At 61.3% G+C, this 21,524-nt stretch carries 19 protein-coding genes; 3 read left to right on the forward strand and 16 right to left on the reverse strand.

The window, feature by feature from the left end; genetic code table 11:
- Positions 1-108: 108 nt before the first annotated feature.
- The 10 genes from PY650_RS24530 to PY650_RS24575 all read right to left on the reverse strand — a co-directional run bounded on the left by PY650_RS24530 (position 109) and on the right by PY650_RS24575 (position 12,798).
- A complete protein-coding gene (locus PY650_RS24530) occupies positions 109-1,125 on the reverse strand; it encodes a class I SAM-dependent methyltransferase (RefSeq protein WP_285882199.1) in 1,017 nt (338 codons plus the stop codon).
- A gap of 226 nt (positions 1,126-1,351) precedes the next feature.
- A complete protein-coding gene (gene pnp / locus PY650_RS24535) occupies positions 1,352-3,490 on the reverse strand; it encodes a polyribonucleotide nucleotidyltransferase (protein WP_285882200.1) in 2,139 nt (712 codons plus the stop codon).
- 323 nt (positions 3,491-3,813) lie between these two features.
- Positions 3,814-4,083 (reverse strand): 30S ribosomal protein S15, encoded by a 270-nt coding sequence (rpsO, locus tag PY650_RS24540; RefSeq protein WP_104821516.1) that lies wholly within the window; start codon positions 4,081-4,083, stop codon positions 3,814-3,816.
- Positions 4,084-4,362: 279 nt separating this feature from the next.
- Positions 4,363-5,295, reverse strand: coding sequence for a tRNA pseudouridine(55) synthase TruB (gene truB, locus PY650_RS24545; RefSeq protein ID WP_285882201.1), 933 nt, complete (start codon positions 5,293-5,295; stop codon positions 4,363-4,365).
- A 12-nt stretch (positions 5,296-5,307) separates the two neighbouring features.
- Positions 5,308-5,727 carry a 30S ribosome-binding factor RbfA gene (gene rbfA, locus PY650_RS24550; RefSeq protein ID WP_285882203.1) on the reverse strand — a complete coding sequence of 140 codons (420 nt, stop codon included), beginning with the start codon at positions 5,725-5,727 and terminating at the stop codon, positions 5,308-5,310.
- A 76-nt stretch (positions 5,728-5,803) separates the two neighbouring features.
- The gene (infB, locus tag PY650_RS24555; RefSeq protein ID WP_285882204.1) at positions 5,804-8,551 is read right to left on the reverse strand and encodes a translation initiation factor IF-2; all 2,748 of its coding nucleotides are present in this window, start codon (positions 8,549-8,551) and stop codon (positions 5,804-5,806) included.
- A gap of 101 nt (positions 8,552-8,652) precedes the next feature.
- On the reverse strand, positions 8,653-9,345 hold the full coding sequence (locus PY650_RS24560) for an RNA-binding protein (protein WP_285882205.1): 693 nt from the start codon (positions 9,343-9,345) through the stop codon (positions 8,653-8,655).
- Positions 9,342-10,946 (reverse strand): transcription termination factor NusA, encoded by a 1,605-nt coding sequence (nusA, locus tag PY650_RS24565; protein WP_285882206.1) that lies wholly within the window; start codon positions 10,944-10,946, stop codon positions 9,342-9,344. The genes PY650_RS24560 and nusA overlap by 4 nt, the downstream gene beginning before the upstream one ends.
- 53 nt (positions 10,947-10,999) lie before the next feature.
- Complete coding sequence (rimP, locus tag PY650_RS24570) at positions 11,000-11,608, reverse strand: ribosome maturation factor RimP (RefSeq protein ID WP_285882207.1); 609 nt, start codon at positions 11,606-11,608, stop codon at positions 11,000-11,002.
- A gap of 254 nt (positions 11,609-11,862) precedes the next feature.
- Complete coding sequence (locus PY650_RS24575; RefSeq protein ID WP_285882208.1) at positions 11,863-12,798, reverse strand: LysR substrate-binding domain-containing protein; 936 nt, start codon at positions 12,796-12,798, stop codon at positions 11,863-11,865.
- Positions 12,799-12,886: 88 nt separating this feature from the next.
- On the opposite strand from PY650_RS24575, the gene PY650_RS24580 reads away from it, so the two are divergent.
- A complete protein-coding gene (locus PY650_RS24580) occupies positions 12,887-14,437 on the forward strand; it encodes a trimethylamine methyltransferase family protein (RefSeq protein ID WP_285882209.1) in 1,551 nt (516 codons plus the stop codon).
- Positions 14,438-14,563: 126 nt separating this feature from the next.
- Here PY650_RS24580 and PY650_RS24585 read toward each other — a convergent pair whose 3' ends face one another.
- Positions 14,564-15,784 (reverse strand): lytic murein transglycosylase, encoded by a 1,221-nt coding sequence (locus PY650_RS24585; RefSeq protein WP_285882210.1) that lies wholly within the window; start codon positions 15,782-15,784, stop codon positions 14,564-14,566.
- Positions 15,785-16,023: 239 nt separating this feature from the next.
- The gene (recR, locus tag PY650_RS24590; RefSeq protein WP_285882211.1) at positions 16,024-16,629 is read right to left on the reverse strand and encodes a recombination mediator RecR; all 606 of its coding nucleotides are present in this window, start codon (positions 16,627-16,629) and stop codon (positions 16,024-16,026) included.
- Between the two features lie 57 nt (positions 16,630-16,686).
- On the opposite strand from recR, the gene PY650_RS24595 reads away from it, so the two are divergent.
- Complete coding sequence (locus PY650_RS24595) at positions 16,687-17,313, forward strand: MOSC domain-containing protein (RefSeq protein ID WP_285882213.1); 627 nt, start codon at positions 16,687-16,689, stop codon at positions 17,311-17,313.
- A gap of 2 nt (positions 17,314-17,315) precedes the next feature.
- On the opposite strand, the gene PY650_RS24600 is transcribed toward PY650_RS24595, so the two are convergent.
- Both PY650_RS24600 and PY650_RS24605 read right to left on the reverse strand, forming a co-directional pair.
- Positions 17,316-17,927: a LysE family translocator gene (locus tag PY650_RS24600; RefSeq protein ID WP_285882245.1), complete on the reverse strand. Its 612-nt coding sequence runs from the start codon at positions 17,925-17,927 to the stop codon at positions 17,316-17,318.
- A gap of 103 nt (positions 17,928-18,030) precedes the next feature.
- Positions 18,031-18,567, reverse strand: coding sequence for an RBBP9/YdeN family alpha/beta hydrolase (locus PY650_RS24605; protein WP_285882214.1), 537 nt, complete (start codon positions 18,565-18,567; stop codon positions 18,031-18,033).
- A gap of 112 nt (positions 18,568-18,679) precedes the next feature.
- Here PY650_RS24605 and PY650_RS24610 point away from each other — a divergent pair, with 112 nt between their 5' ends.
- A complete protein-coding gene (locus PY650_RS24610; RefSeq protein WP_285882215.1) occupies positions 18,680-19,156 on the forward strand; it encodes an Lrp/AsnC family transcriptional regulator in 477 nt (158 codons plus the stop codon).
- Between the two features lie 17 nt (positions 19,157-19,173).
- Here the strand turns inward: PY650_RS24610 and PY650_RS24615 are convergent, their stop codons facing one another.
- Positions 19,174-19,497, reverse strand: coding sequence for a YbaB/EbfC family nucleoid-associated protein (locus PY650_RS24615; protein WP_285870760.1), 324 nt, complete (start codon positions 19,495-19,497; stop codon positions 19,174-19,176).
- A 103-nt stretch (positions 19,498-19,600) separates the two neighbouring features.
- Entirely contained in the window at positions 19,601-21,484 is a 1,884-nt protein-coding gene (locus tag PY650_RS24620; protein WP_285882216.1) for a DNA polymerase III subunit gamma/tau, read from the reverse strand.
- Positions 21,485-21,524 lie beyond the last annotated feature (40 nt).

The raw sequence follows: 21,524 nt of genomic DNA on the forward strand, positions 1-21,524 counted from the left end.
GTCGAAAGAAACTTCCTGACGCTGCGCGATCACGTGATGCCCGCTCGCGCCGAGCTGGCTAGATCCGGCTCACTAAAGAAAAGGCGGCCAATCGGCCGCCGTCGTCGTTTATTTCTTCGCCCACAGCAACTTGAAGCGTGCATTGCGGCAGGTCTCACCATGCTCGCGGAAATTCTCAGCCAGCACCGGTTCGTAGGGTAGGCCGCGATTGGCGACCAGCATCAGGCGGCCGCCGCTGCGCAGTGCCGAGGATGCCGCCTTGATCATCACCTGGCCGAGCGAAGGTTCGGCGGCATGGCCTTGATGGAAGGGCGGGTTCATGATCACCAGATCGTACTTGTCCTTGATCGGTTCGCTCGCCAGATCATGCCAGAAGAAGCGCTGAGCGACCTTCGGGCAGTTTTCCAGGAGATTGGCGCGGGCCGCCTCCAGCGCTTCGTAGTGGGCCTCGTAGAGGTCCAGACGCGCGATTCTTGGCGACTTGGTCGCGAGTTCTACCGAGAGATAGCCCCAGCCGGCGCCGAAATCGGCGGCGTCGCCCGAAAAATCGGTCGGCAGGCGAGATGCCAGGAGTTCGGAACCTTCGTCGAAGCGGTCGTGCGAGAACATCCCCGCAGCGGTGGTGAAGCGGCCGCCGATGCGCGTCGCCGGCTTTGCCAATTGTGCAGCCATGGTGCTGATGTCGGCCGGACGCGCAAGCCAGAAAGCAACGCCATGATATTTCGGCATATGGCCGACATCCACGCCAAGACCTTCGATACGCTTGCGCAACGGCTGAATGCCGTCTTCCTTGCCGCCGGCCACGACGATGAGGCCGCCCTCCTTCACGCGCGAAAGCGCTTGGGCGATATGATCTTCATTCTCACCCTTGTGCTTGGTGCAAAGCACAAGCGCGCCGTCATAATCCTCACCTTCGATCTCCGGCGTCACGTCGATCCGTTGCGCCTGAAGCTGGCGATAGAAGGGTCTGTATCCCTGGACGGCGGATAGCGATGCCGCAAAACCGTCCGGTAAGGAAAAGCCTGCTTCCGCTCCGAGAAACAGGATGCGTTCGCTTTCGCTGGGCACGTCAACAGTGCCGGAGGCAAAGGGGTGGAACAGGGTCTTCAAGGCATCGCGGCTCATAAGCATGGTCTCGTCATGGGAATGGGTTTCGCTCGTCGGCTATGCGCGCCATTTTCACCTCATGCTCTGCCCCTCACCCTAGCCCCTCTCCTCGTTGGAACGGGGAGAGGGCTAGGGCGAGGGGTCAGGCACGTAGTTTCCGCGAAATTGGCCGGACCGAAAGCATTCAATATAAAAAGGGCGCGGAAACGAATTCCGCGCCCCGGAACCTGAATGAAGGCGGGGCTTATTCGGCCGCGTCATCCTTCTTCTTTTCCGCAACGATTTCCTGGCCGGAAGCCTGATCGACGACCTTCATGGACAGGCGAACCTTGCCGCGCTCGTCGAAGCCGAGCAGCTTGACCCAAACCTTGTCGCCTTCCTTGACGACGTCGGTCGTCTTGGCAACGCGCTCCGAGGCGAGCTGCGAGATGTGGACGAGACCGTCGCGGGCGCCGAAGAAGTTGACGAAAGCGCCGAAGTCCGCGGTCTTGACAACCGTGCCTTCGTAGATCTGGCCGACCTCCGGCTCCGCAACGATCGAGTGGATCCACTTGCGGGCCGCTTCGATTTCCTTGCCGGAGGACGAAGCGATCTTGACCGTGCCGTCGTCTTCGATGTTGATCTTCGCGCCGGTCTTTTCGACGATTTCGCGGATGACCTTACCGCCGGAGCCGATGACTTCGCGGATCTTGTCGACCGGGATGTTCATGACTTCGATGCGCGGGGCGAATTCGCCGAGCTGACCGCGGCTTTCGGAGATGGCCTTGGCCATTTCGCCGAGAATGTGCAGACGGCCACCCTTGGCCTGGTTCAGGGCCACCTTCATGATCTCTTCGGTAATGCCGTCGATCTTGATGTCCATCTGCAGCGAGGTCACTCCGGCTTCCGTGCCGGCAACCTTGAAGTCCATGTCGCCGAGGTGATCCTCGTCACCCAGGATGTCGGAGAGAACGGCGAAGCGCTCGCCTTCCTTGATCAGGCCCATGGCGATACCGGCAACCGGCTTTGCCAGCGGCACGCCGGCATCCATCAGCGCCAGCGAGGTGCCGCAAACGGTTGCCATCGAGGACGAGCCGTTGGACTCGGTGATTTCGGAGACGACACGCAGCGTGTAGGGGAACTGTTCCGCCGTCGGCAGCATCGGGTGGATGGCTCGCCAGGCGAGCTTGCCGTGGCCGATTTCGCGGCGGCCAGGAGAACCCATGCGGCCCGTTTCGCCGACCGAGTAGGGCGGGAAGTTGTAGTGCAGCATGAAGTTTTCTTTGTACATGCCGGTCAGGCTATCGACGAACTGCTCGTCTTCGCCGGTGCCGAGCGTGGCAACGACGACCGCCTGCGTTTCACCGCGGGTGAAGAGGGCGGAACCGTGTGTGCGCGGCAGCAAGCCGACTTCGGCAAGGATCGGGCGAACCGTCTGCAGGTCACGGCCGTCGATGCGGCTGGAGGTGTCGAGGATGTTCCAGCGAACGATCTTCGCCTGCAGGTGCTTGAAGATGGCGCCAACTTCTTCGGCCGTGTATTTGGCTTCGCCTTCCTCGGGCAGGAAGTGCGCCTTGACTTTGGCCTTCACAGCGTCGACGGCGGCGTAACGATCAGCCTTCTGGGTGATCTTGTAGGCTTCGCGCAGCTCTGCTTCGGCAAGGCCGAGCATTTCAGTTTCGAGCTCCGAGAAATCGTCCGGCGTAAAATCGCGCGGTTCCTTGGCGGCGACTTCGGCGAGCTTGATGATCGCGTCGATGACCGGCTGGAAGCCACGATGGCCGAACATGACAGCGCCAAGCATAACGTCTTCCGGCAGTTCCTTAGCTTCGGACTCAACCATCAGAACGGCTTCCTGCGTGCCGGCGACGACGAGGTCGAGGCTCGATTCGTCCATCTCGTCGAGATGCGGGTTGAGCACGTATTCGCCGTTGATGTAGCCGACGCGGGCGCCGCCGATCGGGCCCATGAACGGGATGCCGGAAAGGGTCAGGGCAGCCGAGGTCGCGACCATGGACAGCACGTCCGGATCGTTCTCGAGGTCATGCTGGATGACCGTGACGACGACCTGCGTGTCGTTCTTGTAGCCTTCCGGGAAAAGCGGACGGATCGGGCGGTCGATCAGGCGGGAAACGAGGGTTTCGTTTTCGCTCGGACGTCCTTCGCGCTTGAAATAGCCACCGGGGATCTTGCCGGCTGCATAGGTCTTTTCCTGGTAGTTGACGGTGAGCGGGAAGAAATCCTGGCCCGGCTTCGGGGCCTTGGCGGAAACCACGGTGGCGAGAACCACGGTCTCGCCGTAGGTTGCGATGACGGCGCCATCAGCCTGGCGGGCGATCTTGCCGGTCTCGAGCTTCAGCGGGCGGCCGGCCCACTCGATTTCGACGGTATGGATATCGAACATATTTTGTCCTTGCGTAGTGCGGGAAAAGGCGCCGTTACCCATGAATCGGCAGGCGCGTCTTCAACCGCACGAAGTGTGACGCATCACGGGCAAGACAACGAGAGGCTTTCAAGGATCGGCCGAAGCGTGAAGCTTCGGCTGAAAGCATCCGGCAATCCTGCCCCATGACAGGTCAACGGTTGTAATTGGCAGGACCGGCCCATCCGGCCTGCCGGTCGTCTCACATCGCGCAAACGGAAAGCGCGCCGGAGACAAGTTTGTCGGGTTTCAAACCCTCATAAGCATCCGGCGGACGTCCACGCGAACGCCCGCCGGAAATTCCATTAGCGGCGGATACCGAGGCTGGAGATCAGCTTGGTATAACGGCCTTCGTCCTTCTTCTTGAGGTAATCAAGAAGCGAGCGCCGGCTGGAAACCATCGTCAGGAGGCCACGGCGGGAGTGATTGTCCTTCTTGTGGTCCTTGAAGTGGTTGGTGAGGTTGTTGATGCGCTCGGTCAGGATCGCAACCTGGACTTCCGGAGAACCGGTGTCGCCTTCGGCGGTAGCGTATTCCTTGATCAGCGCAGCCTTGCGCTCAGCAGTAATCGACATCGGATGGTCCTTTCTATGAGAGGAAATAATGTCGCCAAACGCCGGGATGTCGTCCAGCATTGGCCGCGAATGCAATGGGGCAGGCCCGATGCTGGCGCTGCCTATAGACTATTTGGGCTGCAAAGGGAAGAGACTCAGTTTTACCTTCGCCCCGGTGGGGAGAAGGCCGGGCGGAGCCCGGGCTGAGGGCAATGCACCGTGGGGCGACCGTTCGTTTTCCCGGCAACTCGCCCTCATCCGCCCTTCGGACGCCTTCTCTCCGAGCGGAGGAGAAAAAACTCAGCCAAAAACCCGCTTCGGCCGAAACTCGCCCTGGTCGATCTCGCCAATGGCGATCAGTTTGCCGCGTGCCGTGGCATAGGCCTCTGTTTCGGCAACCGGCGCATCGCGCCCGCGCACGAGAATTGGATTGCCCATCTTCAGGCGATGGGCCTGATCGTCGTTGATGACGAGATGCGGCAGCGCCGACAGCGCTTCCGCCGTATCGATCAGCAACGCGTCGAGAGCGGCGAGCCGCTCGTCCGCATCTTCGACTGCCTCAAGGGCGACGAGATTGGCGAGCGGCACCATCATCTCCTCAGCAAAGGGGGCGACGAAGCTGCGGCGCAGGCCGGAGATATGGCCGTAACAGCCGAGATCGCGGCCGAAATCGCGGGCGAGCGCTCGAACATAGGTGCCCTTACCGCATTCCACTTCGAAATGCGCCTTGTTGGCATCCGGGCAGGCCAGCAGCGTCAGGCGGAAAATCTCTACTTCGCGCGACGGGATTTCGACCGTTTCGCCGTCACGAGCGAGATCATAGGCGCGCTCGCCGGCTATCTTGATTGCGGAAAACTGCGGCGGGATCTGATGGATGACGCCCGTATATTTCGGCAGCAGAGCGCGAATATCCTCTTCACCCGGACGCTTGTCCGAAGTCGCGGTGACCTCGCCTTCGAGGTCGTCCGTGGCGCGTTCCTCGCCCCAGGTGACGGTGAATTCATAGATCTTCCTGCCGTCCATGACGTAAGGAACTGTCTTGGTGGCGTCGCCAAGGGCGATCGGCAGCATGCCGGAGGCGAGCGGATCGAGCGTGCCGGCATGGCCCGCTTTCTGCGCCTTGAACAGCCACTTGATCTTGGAAACGGCCTCTGTCGAGCCGAAGTCCACCGGCTTGTCGAGGATCAGCCAGCCGGAAATCGGGCGGCCTTTGGGTTTGCGTGGTTTGGACATTCTCTGTCTCTGTTATCGGTCTTTGTCGGTGTCGGTATCGCCGTCTTCGAGGTCGCGTTGGACCTCCGGCGAGCGCAACAACGCATCGATCTTCTGGTAATTGTCGAAGCTGGTGTCGTCGCGAAAGCGGATCTCTGGCATGTATTTCATCTGCCGAAGCTGCGGTCCAAGGCGGCCGCGGATGAATTTCGCATGGCGATTGAGCGTTTCGATGACGGCCTGGTGGTCGGTGACGCCGAGCGGCGTCACATAGGCGGTGGCGATCTTCAGATCCGGCGACATGCGCACCTCGGAAATGGAGATGACGGTGCGCTCGATCAGGTCGTCACGCACCTCGCCGCGCTGCAGAACCTGCGTGATCGCGGCGCGCACCTGCTCGCCGACGCGAAGCATGCGCTGCGAGGGCGCGGAAGAAGTTGGTCTTGTTGCCATTTGTCTTGGTCCCAAAAGGTTCGGGCGCCGGACTGGTGGTTCCGGCGCCCGTCCGAATGTTTCAATCTTTCCTGCCTTACAGCGTGCGGGTGATGTGCTCGACGCGGAAGCATTCGATCGTGTCGCCGATGCGAATGTCTTCGTAGTTCTCGAACGCCATGCCGCATTCCTGGCCGACATTGACTTCGGAGACTTCATCCTTGAAGCGCTTGAGCGTCTTGAGCTTGCCTTCGTGGATGACGACGTTGTCGCGCACCAGACGGACACCGACGCCGCGCTCGACCTTGCCCTCGGTGACACGGCAACCTGCGACCTTGCCGACCTTCGTGATGTTGAACACCTCGAGGATCTCGGCATTGCCGAGGAAGGTTTCGCGCCGTTCCGGAGACAGCAGGCCCGACATCGCCGCCTTCACGTCATCCACCAGATCGTAGATGATGTTGTAGTAGCGGATTTCGATGCCTTCACGCTCGGCGAGAGTGCGCGCCTGGGCATTGGCGCGGACGTTGAAGCCGATGATCGCCGCGTCGGATGCTCCAGCCAGCGAGATATCGGATTCGGTCACACCGCCGACGCCGGAATGCACGATGCGGGCACGGACTTCGTCGGTGCCGAGCTTGTCCAGCGCGCCGGCAATGGCTTCGATCGAACCCTGCACGTCGCCCTTGATGACCAGCGGGAATTCCTTGATGCCCGAGGCCTGCAGCTGCGACATCATCTGCTCCAGCGAGCCGCGTTGGCCGGACTGGCGAGCGGCCGCCTTGTCGCGGGTGAGGCGCTGGCGGTATTCCGAGATTTCGCGGGCACGGCTTTCGCTTTCGACGACGGCGAACTTGTCGCCGGCCTGCGGCGTACCGGAAAGGCCGAGGATCTCGACTGGCATGGCGGGACCAGCTTCCTTCACATGCTCGCCCTTGTCGTTGACCAGCGCGCGCACGCGGCCCCACTGATCGCCGGCAACGACGATCTGACCCGGACGGAGCGTGCCTTTCTGGACGAGGACGGTGGCGACGGAGCCGCGGCCGCGATCAAGCTGGGCTTCGATGACGGTACCTTCCGCCGTGCGGTTCGGATTGGCCTTGAGGTCAAGGATTTCCGCCTGCAGCAGAATGGCTTCGAGCAGCTTGTCGAGGTTGGTGCCGTTCTTCGCGGAGACTTCCACGTCGAGCACCTCACCGCCCATGGATTCAACGAAGACTTCGTGCTGCAGCAGTTCCGTGCGAACCTTCTGAGCGTTGGCCGTCGGCTTGTCGATCTTGTTGATCGCAACGATGATCGGAACACCGGCCGCCTTGGCGTGGTTGATCGATTCGATCGTCTGCGGCATCACGCTGTCGTCGGCCGCAACCACCAGCACGGCGATGTCGGTCGCCTGGGCGCCGCGAGCACGCATGGCGGTAAAGGCCGCGTGGCCGGGGGTGTCGATGAAGGTGATCTTCTGGCCGTTCTGCTCGACCTGATAGGCGCCGATATGCTGGGTAATGCCACCGGCTTCGCCAGCCACCACGTTCGCATGGCGGATGGCGTCGAGTAGCGAGGTCTTGCCGTGGTCGACGTGACCCATGATCGTGACGACAGGCGGACGGGAAACAAGTTCGCCGTCTTCGTCGGCAACGTTGAAGATGCCCTGTTCGACGTCGGATTCCGAAACGCGCTTGACCGTGTGGCCGAATTCACCGGCAATGAGCTCGGCGAGGTCGGCATCGATAATGTCGCCCGGCTTCATCATCTGACCTTCCTTCATCAGGAACTTGATGACGTCGACTGCGCGTTCGGACATGCGCTGCGACAGTTCCTGAATGGTGATGGTCTCCGGCAGCACGACTTCACGCGAAATCTTTTCGCGCGTTTCCTGCATCTGGCTGCGGCGGAACTTTTCCTGACGGCGGCGCATGGCCGAAAGCGAGCGACCACGCGCATTGCCATCTTCGTCGACATCGGCCGTCGTTACCGTCAGCTTGCCGCGGCGGCGATCATCGTCCGTCTTCGGACGTGTGACAGGCTTTGCCGGTTCTGGGCGCACCACCTTGCCGCGCGCCGGGCCGCCACGCGCCGGGCCGCGATCGTCTTCTTCTTCATTGAGGGGACGACGTCGGTTGAGCGGCGTTTCCGTAGCAGGCGCGCCGGGACGCGCAGGCTGGGGAGCTGCATCCGGGCGACGAGCAACCACAGGTGCCGCAGCGGCCGGCTGTGCTGCCGGCTTCGGTGCTTCCACCTTGGCTTCGACCGGCGCGGGAGGTGCTTCCTCGACCTTGGTCTCGGCGGCGCGAGTTGCCTCTTCCGCGGCGAGGCGGGCAGCTTCGGCCTGCTCTGCGATGCGGCGTGCTTCCTCTTCCCGCTGGCGGCGGGCTTCTTCCTCGGCGCGGCGGGCCGCATCGGCGGCGTCACGGGCCTGGGCTTCGGCGAGCGCGCGGCGGCGTGCATCCATTTCGCCAGCCGAAAGGTGGTTCAAAACCACCGGTCGCGACGAACGGTCCTGCTGCGGGCGCTGCTGGTTGTTCTGGTTGGATTGCTGCGGTCGCTGCTGCTGGCCACCTGGCTGATGAATGCGCGGAGCTGGCTGCGGCGGGCGCGGCGGCTGCGGTGTCGGTTCCGCGACGCGCGTCACGGATGCCGTTGCGGCAGCCGTCGTCGTCGGGGTGGTCATTGGCTTTTCGTCTTCAGGGCGTAGCGGGCGACGCTTGCGAGTCTCGACCACGACTGCCTTGGTGCGACCGCGGCCCATGTCCTGGCGCACGGTGCCCTGGTTCACGCCTGAGGGCTTCAGGGTGAGGGTCTTCTTACCCGAAACACTCAGCGTCTTGTCGTCTTTATTGTCGGTCATTCCGTTCCCGTTCCTTCGGACAGGGCACGGAATCGTCCGTCACACCCTGTCGTTCAATACATGTACCTTAATGAGGCGTCCGGCATCGGCCGGTGACCGCGTCATTGTTTTCGCCGGCCAGCGCCGCCCGTTGCCCGGGACTGACCGCCGTTGCGGTACCGTTCGAGCAGGTTTGCGCGCTTCACTACACCCTCACCTGCCTGCCCTGCAAGCGCCGCGGCATGGATAAAAGCGTTCTGGCCCATCAGTTCTTCCATTTCCGCCTCCGTGAAGACACGGAATGACGGTATTTCCTTTTCAGTCTCCATCCCAAGATGCCAGGCTTTTCGGGCCTGGTCGATCTTGCGAACACCGTCGGCGGCGGCATCCATCGCGTGGAACACGGCAAGTGCCGAGCCGTTGCGAACGGCGCCGTCTACCTTCGACGAACCGCTGACGAACTGGCCCGCCTTGCGCGCCATATTCATCATCCCGGCAAGCTGCGCCGCAAGAAGCCGGTCGACGGTGGCGCCGAGATTGATCGGTGCCGTCACCTCCGCCTTCAGGGCGCGGGAAAACATTTTCTTCGCCACTGCCTTGTCCACCAGCGCCCGGTCGAGTTTGACCCAGCAGCCGCGTCCCGGCAGTTGCCGCTTCAGATCGGGAACAACTGTTCCGTCCGGAGCGGCGACGAAGCGGATCAGTTCGTCCGGCGATCCGCTTTCGCGTGTTACGATGCACATCCGGCCGTTCACGTCGCTACCCCCGAGATCATCGTCCTCAGGCGGTGCGTCCGGCCCCCCGGTGCTCATCATGCTTCTTGCTCGGCCTCGTCCTCCGTGGCCTCTTCGGCCTCAGCGGCGAGATCGGCTTCGGTGATCCAGCCGGCCAACAGGCGGGCCTGCACGACCATCTGCTCAGCTTCGACTCGCGACACTTCAAGTTTGGAGAACAGGCCTTCGAACTTCTTCGTTTCGCCGTTCTTGCGCTCGGTCCAGCCGACGAGATCGTCCGCGGCGCAGCCGGCGAAGTCCTCGATCGTCTTGATGCCGTCCTCACCGAGAGCGACCATCATCTGCGCGGACATGCCGTTGATCTGGCGCAGCTCGTCGGAAACGCCAAGCGCCTTGCGCTTCTCGTCCATTTCGGCTTCCAGGCGCTCCAGATATTCGCGGGCGCGGTCCTGGATTTCCTGGGCGGTCTCTTCATCGAAACCGTCGATGGACGAGATTTCGTCGAGATCGACATAAGCCAGTTCCTCGACGGCGGCGAAGCCTTCCGAGGCCAGAACCTGACCGACCATTTCGTCGACATCGAGTGCATCCATGAACAGGTTGGTGCGCTCGTTGAATTCCTTCTGACGGCGCTCCGATTCTTCGGCTTCGGTCATGATGTCGATATCCCAGCCGGTGAGCTGCGAAGCGAGGCGGACGTTCTGGCCGCGGCGGCCGATGGCGAGCGACAGCTGTTCGTCCGGAACCACGACTTCGATCCGCTCTGCATCCTCATCGAGAACGACCTTGGCGACTTCAGCCGGCTGCAGCGCGTTGACAACGAAATTCGCCGGCTCGTTGGACCACGGAATGATGTCGATTTTTTCACCCTGCAATTCGCCGACGACGGCTTGGACGCGCGAACCGCGCATACCAACGCAGGCGCCGACCGGATCGATCGACGAGTCGTTCGAAATGACCGCGATCTTGGCGCGCGAGCCTGGATCGCGGGCGACCGACTTCACCTGGATGATGCCGTCGTAGATCTCAGGCACTTCCATGGTAAAGAGCTTGACCATGAACTGCGGATGTGTGCGCGACAGGAAGATCTGCGGACCGCGCTGTTCGCGGCGAACGTCGTAGACATAGGCGCGGACGCGGTCGCCATAGCGGAAGTTCTCGCGCGGGATCATCTCGTCGCGGCGGATGATGCCTTCGCCGCGGCCGAGGTCGACGATGACGTTGCCGTATTCGACGCGCTTGACTGTACCGTTGACGATTTCGCCGACGCGATCCTTGAATTCGTCGAACTGACGGTCACGCTCGGCTTCGCGCACCTTCTGCACGATGACCTGTTTGGCCGACTGGGCCGCGATACGGCCGAAATCCATCGGTGGCAGCGGATCGGCGATGAAGTCGCCGAGAACGGCATCCGGGTTGCGGTCGCGGGCAAGTTCCAGCGGGATCTGCGTGGAATAGTCCTCGGCTTTTTCGACGACTTCGAGCAGGCGCTGCAGGCGGATTTCGCCGGTCTTCGGATTGATGTCCGCACGGATGTTCGACTCCGTGCCGTAACGCGAACGCGCGGCCTTCTGGATCGCGTCCGCCATTGCGGCAAGCACGATCTCGCGGTCGATGACCTTTTCGCGCGCCACTGCATCTGCGATCTGCAGAAGTTCTAGCCGGTTCGCACTGACTGCCATTGTCTTTAGTCTCCGTCTTCCTGCTCAGGGGTTCCCGTCCCGTCGAGCGGTGGTTATTCTTCTTCTTCGTCCGCGTTGTTCTGGTTCGCAGCCTGGGCCTTTGCCAGCTTGTCGGCGCGCAGCGCATCGCGGATGAGATCGTCCGTCAGGATCAGCTTGGCGTCAGCCAGCGTACTGAACGGAATAGTCACCTTCGGTTCTTCGCCGTAAGCGACCTGATCGCGCTCGATCGTAAAACCCTCGGCGCTGACATCGGCGATCTTGCCGCGAAACCGCTTGCGGTTATCCACCAGGATCGAGGTCTCGCACTTGATAAGATGACCGATCCAGCGGCTGAAATCCGACTTGCGCACCATCGGGCGGTCGATTCCGGGCGAAGACACTTCCAGATGATACGCTTTATCAATCGGATCTTCCACATCCAGCACGGGCGAAATCGCCGTCGAGACCTCTTCGCAATCCTCGACAGTCATGGTGCCGTCGTTGCGCTCGGTCATGATTTGCAACGTCAGGCCGTTCTGATTGAGGAGGCGCACGCGTACCAGACGGAAGCCTATGCCGATGAGCACGGGCTCGATGATGGCGGCGATGCGCTGGTCAAGGCCGGTTTCGACGATCAACCTCGGTTCGTTGGCATTGTTTGCGTTTGTCTCTTCCGACAAGCGTTCACTCCTGCATTGTCGATGCATTTGGAGATCGAACTAATAAAAAAGAGCGGGTCCTTGCGGCCCACTCTTCATCATCCGATCAAGAATTTGATGCGGATATAAGCCCGTTCCCGTCAAATTGCAAGGTCTTCGCATCGAAAGCCGGCTCTGCAGCTTATTTCCGGATTTTTGTAGCAAGTGTCGCCAAGTCTTGCGAGGTATCATCGATGGCAACTTTGTGCCAGAAGCGGAGATCTCGCCGGCTGGGTTTAGGCGGAACGAAGCGCCTCGTCGCGACTCCGTCTTCCTTCTTCGATAAGCCAGTCGCGTACACGCTGCGCCTGGGCGTTGAGTTCCCTCGATCGCGGCCAGACAACATGGAACGCCATATTGGTATTCAGAACATGCCCGCCGACGGCGACTAGCGCCCCTGATCGAAGCTGATCTTCGATCAGATGCTGCCAGCCGAGCGCGATGCCTTCGCCTGCCAGAACGGCCTGCATGACGAGAACATAGTCGTTGATCGTCAGCCGCCGCGGCTGCGGGATATACCGTACCCCAGCGCTCGCGAACCATTCGGACCAGTCGCAAGCAGCCCGGACCGGTTCTTCGAGATGGATCAATGGCAGCGCCAGCAGGTCTTCCGGGCGCTCGGGGCGCCGACGCTTTTCTATGAAACGCGGGCTGGCCACGGGAAACACGACCTCCGGCGCCAGCATCGCGCAATGATAACGCGGCCAATTTGCGGGATTGCCACCTCGAACTCCAAGTGGGATTGGTTCCTCGTCCAGGTCGAGATCACGCACGCTCGTTTGGATGCGTAGATCGATATCCGGAAGGTCTGCCCGCAGACGCGCCAGGCGCGGCAGCATCCACATGGAACCGAAAGCAGTCGAAGCTGCAAGCGTAACATTGGATTCCCGACCCTTCGTTCGAATATCCTCCGCCGACCTCTGGATGCGCGACAAGCCTACAGTGACGTCCACGTGGAAGCGCTCCCCTACGTCGGTCAGCTCAACATTCCGACGCTCGCGGTGGAAGAGCGGTACGCCAAGCTGATCTTCGAGCTTGCGAACGGCCAATGACACAGCTGCCTGGCTCATGCCCAGCTCCTCCGCCGCGCGACTAAAGTTCTGATGCCGTCCGGCAGCCTCGAAGATGATGAGTGCCGAGGCAGACGGCAGTAGCCTTCGAAAGGTTTCCATAAGCTCAGCTTATACAGATACCAAGTTTTTTCCAGCGTTACAGAAACTCGAAGTCGTCTTAGCCTTAATTGGGATCAAGGAGACCGGTATGAGCGAGGCAATAGTCGGCGATAATTCAGGCAAACGGGCACGCGGCGGCCGGTCCGCTCGTCGAGAAGGGACCGCCAAGCCGCACGGCATTCCCTATATCGTCCGCAACATACCGACCTACGACCTCCTTTCGGAGGAAAACCTTCAGAAGATCGAACGGACGGCCGATCGTATCCTCGCGGAGATCGGCATCGAGTTCCGCGACGACCCCGTGTCCTTAGACCACTGGAAGCGGGCCGGAGCCCAGGTCGACGGCGTTCGCGTCCGGTTCGAACCCGGCATGCTGCAGGAGATCGTCGCTTGCGCGCCGCGTGAATTCACCCAGCATGCGCGCAATCCCGCAAACAATGTTCAGATCGGAGGTGCAAAGGTCGTCTTCTCGCCCGCCTACGGCTCGCCTTTCGTCATGGATATCGACAAGGGTCGCCGCTATGGAACGATCGAAGACTTTCAAAACTTCATCAAGCTGGCCCAGGCAAGCCCTTGGCTGCATCATTCCGGTGGCACGATTTGCGAGCCGGTCGACGTGCCCGTTAACAAGCGCCATCTCGACATGGTTTACAGCCACATCAAGTATTCCGACCGTGCATTCATGGGCTCGGTAACGGCGGAGGAGCGCGCCGAGGATTCGATCGAGATGACCCGCATTCTCTTCGGCACCGACTTCGTCGACCGAAACTGCGTTATCCTCGGCAACGTCAACGTCAATTCTCCGCTCGTTTGGGATGGGACAATGACGAAGTCTTTGCGAGCCTATGCTCGCGCCAATCAGGCTGCCGTCATCGTACCCTTCATCCTCGGCGGCGCGATGGGGCCCGTCACCAATGCGGGAGCGATTGCCCAATCCTATGCCGAGACGCTAGCCGGCTGTGCCCTTACGCAGCTCGAACGCAAGGGCGCTCCGGTCATCTTCGGAAATTTCCTATCCTCCATGTCGCTGCGTTCAGGGTCACCCACTTTCGGCACCCCAGAGCCAGCCATCGGTTCGATGGTCGTTGGGCAGCTCGCGCGGCGGCTCAATCTTCCACTGAGATGTGCCGGCAACTTCTCCAATTCCAAGCTACCGGACGGCCAAGCCATGCAGGAGGGCCTGATGTCCATGCTGTCGGCCATCCATTGCGGGGCGAACTTCATCCTGCATTCGGCAGGCTTCCTGGACGGACTGCTCGTTATGTCCTACGAGAAGTTTGTGATGGACGCCGACCTGTGTGGGGCGCTGCATTCCTACCTCGCGGGCGTCACGGTCGATGACAATACGCTCGCTTTCGACGCCTTCCAAGAGGTCGGCCCCGGCAGCCATTTCCTGGGCTCGGCCCATACGATGCGGAACTACCAGACCGCATTCTGGGATTCGACGCTTTCGGACAACGAGCCTTTCGAGAAATGGAGCGAGGAAGGCGGTTCCACGGACATTGCAACCCGCGCCAACAGACAGTGGAAAAGAACGCTCGAAAACTACGAGGAACCGCCGCTCGATATCGCAGTCGACGAAGCCCTATGCGATTTCATGGCAAGACGCAAAGCGTCGATGGCAGACGGCTGGTATTGAATTTCGCCATCATATCGGCTGACGACAAAGGGGTTTGGACGATTTTTGCGTATACTCTGCGGCGACTAGGCGCCTGTCCGCCTCGGCCCAACCCCGCAGCTGGTGGCATCCGCTATCGAATTCTGCCTATTTCAACAGGCCGAGCATCGAACTGTCGGGGTAGCAGGTGGGCGTGCGGCCGCTCTTTTCCTGCCATTGGCCGATCGATCGCCGCGTTTTGTAGCCCGGCAATCCATCGGTGCCGCCGACGTCGTATCCCTTGCGCTCCAGGGTCACCTGCATGCCGGCGACGTCGGAGCGCAGCATCTTGCCGACATCGCCCCATTGGCCCTGGAAGGCTCCCGCGCCATAGGCGATACGGTCGGCGAGATTGCCGATATAGAGGCCGTAGAGGTCGGAATTATTGTATTCCTTGATGACGTAGAAATTCGGCGTCACGATGAATTCCGGCCCGTCGCGGCCGGCCGGCACGAGCATCATCCCGCCGGCGCGAAGCTCGTCGGACGGGAAAGCCTTTCCGGATATCCTGGCGATCCCGAGCGAGCTCCATTGCGAAATCGGCTTGACGAGATCCGGTCCTTCCTGCGCGCAGGAAACGCTTTCCGGTATCGTCACTTCATAGCCCCAGCCGCGGCCGCGCTGCCACCCCTTCTGAACCAGATAGTTGGCTATGGAGCCAAGCGTATCGGGCACCGAAGTCCAGATGTTGCGACGGCCGTCCCCGTCGAAATCAACCGCATATTTCAGATAGCTGGTCGGCATGAACTGCGGCTGGCCGAGTGCGCCGGCCCAGGAGCCCAGGAACTGATCCGGCGTGACGTCGCCATGTTCGAGAATGCTGAGCGCGGCGATGAGTTCGGTGCGAAACATCTCCTTGCGCGTCGACATGAAGGCTTTGGTCGCCAGCACCTGGATCGCCGAATTCGGCAGCTTCGCGGCTCCGAAGCCGGTCTCGCGGCCCCAGATGGCAAGAACGATGGGACCGGGCACACCATAGACCTTCTCGATCCTCTTCAGCGTCGGGCCATATTGCGAAGCGAAGCTGCGTCCGGTAGCCGCAAGCTTCTGCAGCCGTGCTTCGTTGAAATAAGGAGCAGGTGAGGAAAATTCCGCCTGTGTCTGCGGCTGTTCCTTGGGCTTTGGAAAACCCGGCGGGGCGAGATCGGGCAGGTCCCAATTCAGCATTACACCGGAAAAAGCGGCCTTGAAGGTCTTTTCTGAAATGCCGTCCTTCTTGGCTTCCGGCCAGAGGTCGTTTTGGACCCAGGTCTGGAACTGCGTCTCGACATCGGCCTTGGAGGCAGCGAGGGCGGGCAGAGGGAGAAGAGTGAAAAGGACGATAAGCATACGCAGAAAATGATGCGCGATACCCCCCTCGTCCTTCGGACCTTTCGGGACATTTCCTCTGTGAGCGGCGAGATCATGTACGGGGACTTTGTTGCCTCGCTCGTCTTCAGAGTTTTCTGCCAGTTTAAAAATAGATTGTTTGGCGATGGCCATAGCGCGGGTTACCGATCTGCCTCGTGGGGGAGATGTCGCGAAGTGACAGAGGGGGGTGTGTGCGCTCTTCATACTCTGCCTTTCCCTCAAATCGCCGTCCGTGCCCGCAGCGCCGCCGTCAGCGTACCTTCATCGAGATAATCAAGTTCGCCACCGACCGGGACGCCGTGGGCGAGGCGGGTGATCTTCACCTCCAGGCCGGCAAGCTGGTCGGTTATATAGTGTGCAGTGGTTTGTCCTTCGACGGTGGCGTTGACGGCGATAATGATTTCACGGACGCCGCCCTTACTGACGCGTTCGATCAGGCCTCGGATATTGAGGTCGTCGGGACCGACGCCGTCGAGCGGTGAGAGTACGCCGCCGAGTACATGATAGGCGGCATTCATCGCGCCGGCGCGCTCCAGCGCCCATAGGTCGGCGACATCCTCGACAATGATGATAACCGACTGATCGCGCCGGTCGTCCGTGCAGACGGTGCAAGGGTCGACAGTATCGACATTGCCGCAGCGCGAGCAGATCTTCACCTTGTCATAGGCATCGCCCATGGCATGGGAGAGAGGGCCGAGCAATTGGTCCTTCTTCTTGATCAGATGCAATGCGGCGCGGCGCGCCGAGCGCGGGCCGAGGCCTGGCACTTTTGCCAGAAGCTGGATGAGTTTTTCAATTTCGGGACCGGTAACTCGCTTTGCCATGGGAGGCTTTTAGCTCATATGCTGCAGGAACGAAATCGCGGAACGGATGATCGCCCCATGAAAATTCTGGCCGTCTGCATCGGCGCCGCCGAAACACTGCCCGGCAAGAGCTACAAGACCGGCATCAACAAGCGCGCGATCGGCGGTACGGTCATGATTGACGCCGAGGGTATCATCGGCGACGCCGTCTGCAATCGCGAACATCACGGCGGCCGCGATCAGGCCGTTTATGTCGAAGGTTCGTTGACACTGGATTGGTGGTCGAACGAACTGGGGCGCAGGCTGGAGCCCGGCACCTTCGGCGAAAACATCGTCATCGAGGGGCTCGACAATCGCGATGTTGCCGTCGGCGACAGATTCATAGCTGACGATTTAATCCTGGAGGTGACTTCGGCTCGCATTCCGTGCTCGACCTTCGCCGCGAAAATGGGCGATCCGAAATTCGTCAAGCGCTATACGAAAGCGGGCCGCCCTGGCATTTATTGCCGCGTCATCAAAAACGGCACCGCCACCGCCGGAACACCGGTGACCTATATTCCCCATGGCGGCCCAAAGGTCACCATGCCGGAAATGATGGCAACCTTCGGCAAACGATTGTCGGCCGAGGACCGCGCGCGCTATCTGTCGGCGCCTATTCACTACAAGCTCCGCGCACTTCTCGACGACGAAACCCTCGATGCCTAAGTCTATCGCATGGCGATGGCGACAGCCGCGCCAGCCATGGTGCCGGCGCTGGCGCGGTTGGCCATCCGCACGGCGCGGCGGCTTTTCAGGAAACCGCGCGCCTTGATGGCGAAAAAAGCCCAGCTCAGATCGATGACCGCCAGCACGACAAACATGGTCGCCACCAGCTCGACCCAGCCGGCCAGAGTGACGGCATGGATATCGATGATCGACGGCAGCAGCGCCACATAGAACATCATGATCTTGGGATTGCCCATCGTCACGGTCAGACCGGCGAAGAAGAGACGGAGCGGCGATTGCGCATCCGGCAGCTCTTCCTCCGTCGTATTGACGGCGGCGAACCACATTTTCCAGGCGAGATAGAGCAGATAGATCACGCCGGCCCATTTGATCGCGACGAATGCCCAATGGAAGGTCTCGGCAATGGCCGCCAGTCCCGCTACCGCACAGGTCAGCCAGATCCCTTCGCCAATCCACATGGCGGCAAGGAACGGCAGCACGTCGCGCGCGCCCTTGGTCAGCACGCGGGCGACAAGCGCGGCAACGCTCGGCCCCGGCGATCCGGCAGCGGCGAACAACGCGCCGGCAAAAACAAGCAATGTCGTCAGGCTCATGACGTTCTCTCGGATGTTCGGATATTCGCGGACGAAAAAAATCAGTCCGATATGCTTTTTGAATACCATCCCGCCGCGCATTTTCCAAACGTCCTACATCGCCTCAGGCTAGTCTGGCATGGAAGCCTCCGAAAAGTGCGTAGCCTTCCGGCCAATCGCCAATTGCGGAATTCGCATTGATATGGCCGAGCGGGCCGACATCGATCAACTCGCTGCCCCAGATTGCGGCGCTTTCCTTCACATAGTCGAACGAGCCGAAGGGATCATCGGTGCTGGCGACGAGGAGCGACGGAAACGGCAGTCGTTGGCGCGGAGGATTGGCGAAACTAGGGGCCTCGGCCAGATAGACGTTACCTGTGGGATCAGGCGCTGCGACGAGGAAGGCGCCGAGGATCAATGCCTGAGCGGACGCCGCCCAATGCGCGACCAACTGGCAGGCGAGACTGTGGGCGACGAGGACCGGCGGTGCCTTCGAACGGCCGATCTCCCGGTCGAGCGCCGCGATCCAATCGGTCAATTCCGGCCTGTCCCAGCTCGTCGGCTGGAAACGGCGCATCTGCGGATCCTGTCGTTCCCACAGTGTTTGCCAGTGGCCCTCCCCCGATCCACCGAGGCCGGGCAGGGTGATAATATCGCTCATGACGCTCCTTCCGCAGTCCGTTGACTGATCGAAACTGGCATGTCGCATGGGCAATTGACATTGCAATCCATCGGATAAAACTTCTGCGCGCCGATGAAAACAAGGTGAAAGAATGGAAAGTTTCGAGAAAGACCTGGACCCCACCGATCTGTCGATGATCGAGATCTTGCAGGAGGATGGGCGGATTTCCGTATCGGAACTCGGCCGCCGGGTGGGGCTTTCGCAGCCGGCGGCCTCGGAACGCCTGAAACGGCTTGAGGAGCGCGGCATCATTGCCGGCTATCGCGCTGTGGTCGATCCCGTTGCTGTCGGTCTCGGCATGATGGCCATCGTCCGGCTGCGGACGACCCATGAGCATATACGCCCCTGCCTAAGGCAATTTTCGGAGATGCCGCAGATCATCGAGGTCCTGCGGCTGACCGGCGAGGATTGTTTCCTGCTCAAGGTCCTGGTACCGACACCATCAGACCTTGAAACCATCGTCGATTCTATCGCCCGTCACGGCGCCGTCACCACGTCGCTGGTATTGCGCAACGGGCCGGCGAAACCGATCGGCCGCGCGCTCATCCGCAAGACGATAGTGCGTTGACGATGCGTGTAAGCTTCTCAGAAAGGTAGCTTGAAGCCGGGCGGGATTGGCAGGCCGGCCGTCAGTTCGCGGGTCTTTTCGGCAGCCAGCGCCTCGGCCTTTTCCTGGGCGTCCTTGCTTGCAGCGACGATCAGGTCCTCGAGGATTTCGACGTCGTCTTCCTTGAAGAGTGACGGATCGATCTTGATGGCCAGCATCTGGGCTTTGCCGTTCACAGTGACGGTAACGAGGCCGCCGCCGGCCTTGCCCTCGGCCCGGATGTCGGCGATTTCCGCCTGCATCTTTTCCATCTTCGCCTGCATTTCCTTCACTTTGCCCATCATGCCCATGATGTCGCGCATCGTCGTTCGTCCTTCTTCTCGTCTCTTTGTCTTGTTGGATATAATCTAATTCGAAAACCGCTTGCGTCTTTTCTTATGCGGCGTATCGCTTCCTATCATATCCCTAGAATTCGATATCATCGCCCGGCAGGATGTCGCCGTCATCGGATTCGGCAGCTGCTGGAGCAGCGGTTTGTTCCTCTTCTTCCGTTTCCGGCGCACGCACGCGAACGTCGATGATCTTGGCGCCTGGAAATTGCGACAGGATCGCCGCCACATCGGGGTCCTGGCGGGCGTCGGCGACCCGTTGCTGCTGCGCGTTTGCTTCGGCTTCCACCAGGGTCGGTTCGCCGTCGTCGCGGCTGAGGCTGACAATCCAATGGATTCCGGTCCATTCCTTCAGCTTGACGGCGAGTTCGTTCAGCAGCGTTCCCGGCGCGCCCGGCGTCAGATTGACGTCAAGCCGGCCGGGCTCGAGCCGCACCGGGCGAACGAAGCTGCGCACCAGCGCCTTCAGTTTCGGATCGCGCTTCTGGCCGGCGAGTTCTGCGATATCGGCCACAGAATTGACGGGAACCAGCGGCTTCGGCGCTTCGGCGGGTTTTGGCTCGATGCGCCCGACAGCGGGGGTGATTTGGGGCTGCGTATTCGGAACCGACCGCAGCATGGCGACCGGCGCCGGCGGCGTCGGTGCAGGCCGCGGTTGCGCGGTTTCAACCGTGCGTGCCATAACATTGCCCTGGTAGGAGACCGGCGTTCCAGCGCTGTTGCCGGCTGACGGGGCGGACGACGGACGCGCGCCACCATTGCCATCAGAAAATTCGGCAAGCCGCCGTGCCGCATCTTCCGGCGCCGGCAGATGGGCGGCGTGGGCCAGACGGATCAGCACCATTTCGGCGGCACCGGCCGTGCGGGCCGCGCTCTCAGTTTCTGGAATGCCCTTCAGCAGCATCTGCCAGAAGCGCGACAGCGTGGTAACCGCCATGCCCTGCGCGAATTCGGCCGCCTTGGTGCGCTCGACCTCGCTGAGCGACGGATCATTGGCGGAATCAGGCACATATTTCAGGCGGGTGACGAGATGGGTGAAATCGGCAAGGTCGGTCAGCACGACGACAGGATTGGCGCCGGCCTCGTACTGGCTGTTGAACTCAGCCAAAGCGGCGGCGACATCGCCCTTGATGATGTGGTGGAAGAGATCGACGATGCGGGCGCGGTCCGCCAGCCCCAGCATCGAGCGGACGGCTTCCCCCGCAACCACGCCGCTGCCGTGGGCTATTGCCTGGTCGAGCAGCGACAGGCCGTCACGGGCCGAACCCTCGGCGGCACGGGCGATCATGGCGAGCGCTTCCGGCTCCGCCTCGATGCCTTCCTTGGCTGCGATGGTGGTGAACAGGCCGACGAGATCGGAGGCGCTGATGCGGCGCAGGTCGAAGCGCTGGCAGCGCGAGAGAACCGTGATCGGTACCTTGCGGATTTCGGTGGTGGCGAAGATGAACTTCACATGCTCCGGCGGCTCTTCCAGCGTCTTCAGCAGGCCGTTGAAGGCAGCCGTCGACAGCATGTGCACTTCGTCGATGATGTAGACCTTGTAGCGTGCCGAGACAGGGCGGTAACGTACCTGCTCGATGATCTCGCGGATGTCGTCGATGCCCGTGTGCGAGGCGGCGTCCATCTCGATGACGTCGACATGCCGGCCTTCCATGATTGCCTGGCAATGTTCGCCGGGTTCGCGCAGATCGATTGTCGGCCTGTCGACCGCGGTGGTCTTGTAGTTGAGCGCGCGCGCCAGGATGCGGGCCGTGGTCGTCTTGCCGACGCCGCGCACACCGGTCAGCATGTAGGCCTGGGCAATACGGCCGGTCTCGAACGCATTGGTCAGCGTGCGAACCATTGGCTCCTGGCCGACCATCAGGTCGGTGAAATCCTTGGGTCGGTATTTGCGAGCCAGAACCCGGTAACTGGTGCCGGTCGAAGCGGCATCTTTTGCTTGTCGCTCGGTGTCGCTCATTGCCCTGCTTATTGCCCGCAGAAAGCCGGGCCTTGCTTTC

The organism is Martinezella calliandrae, assembly GCF_030272695.1.
GTDB classification, from domain to species: Bacteria; Pseudomonadota; Alphaproteobacteria; order Rhizobiales; family Rhizobiaceae; genus Rhizobium; species Rhizobium calliandrae.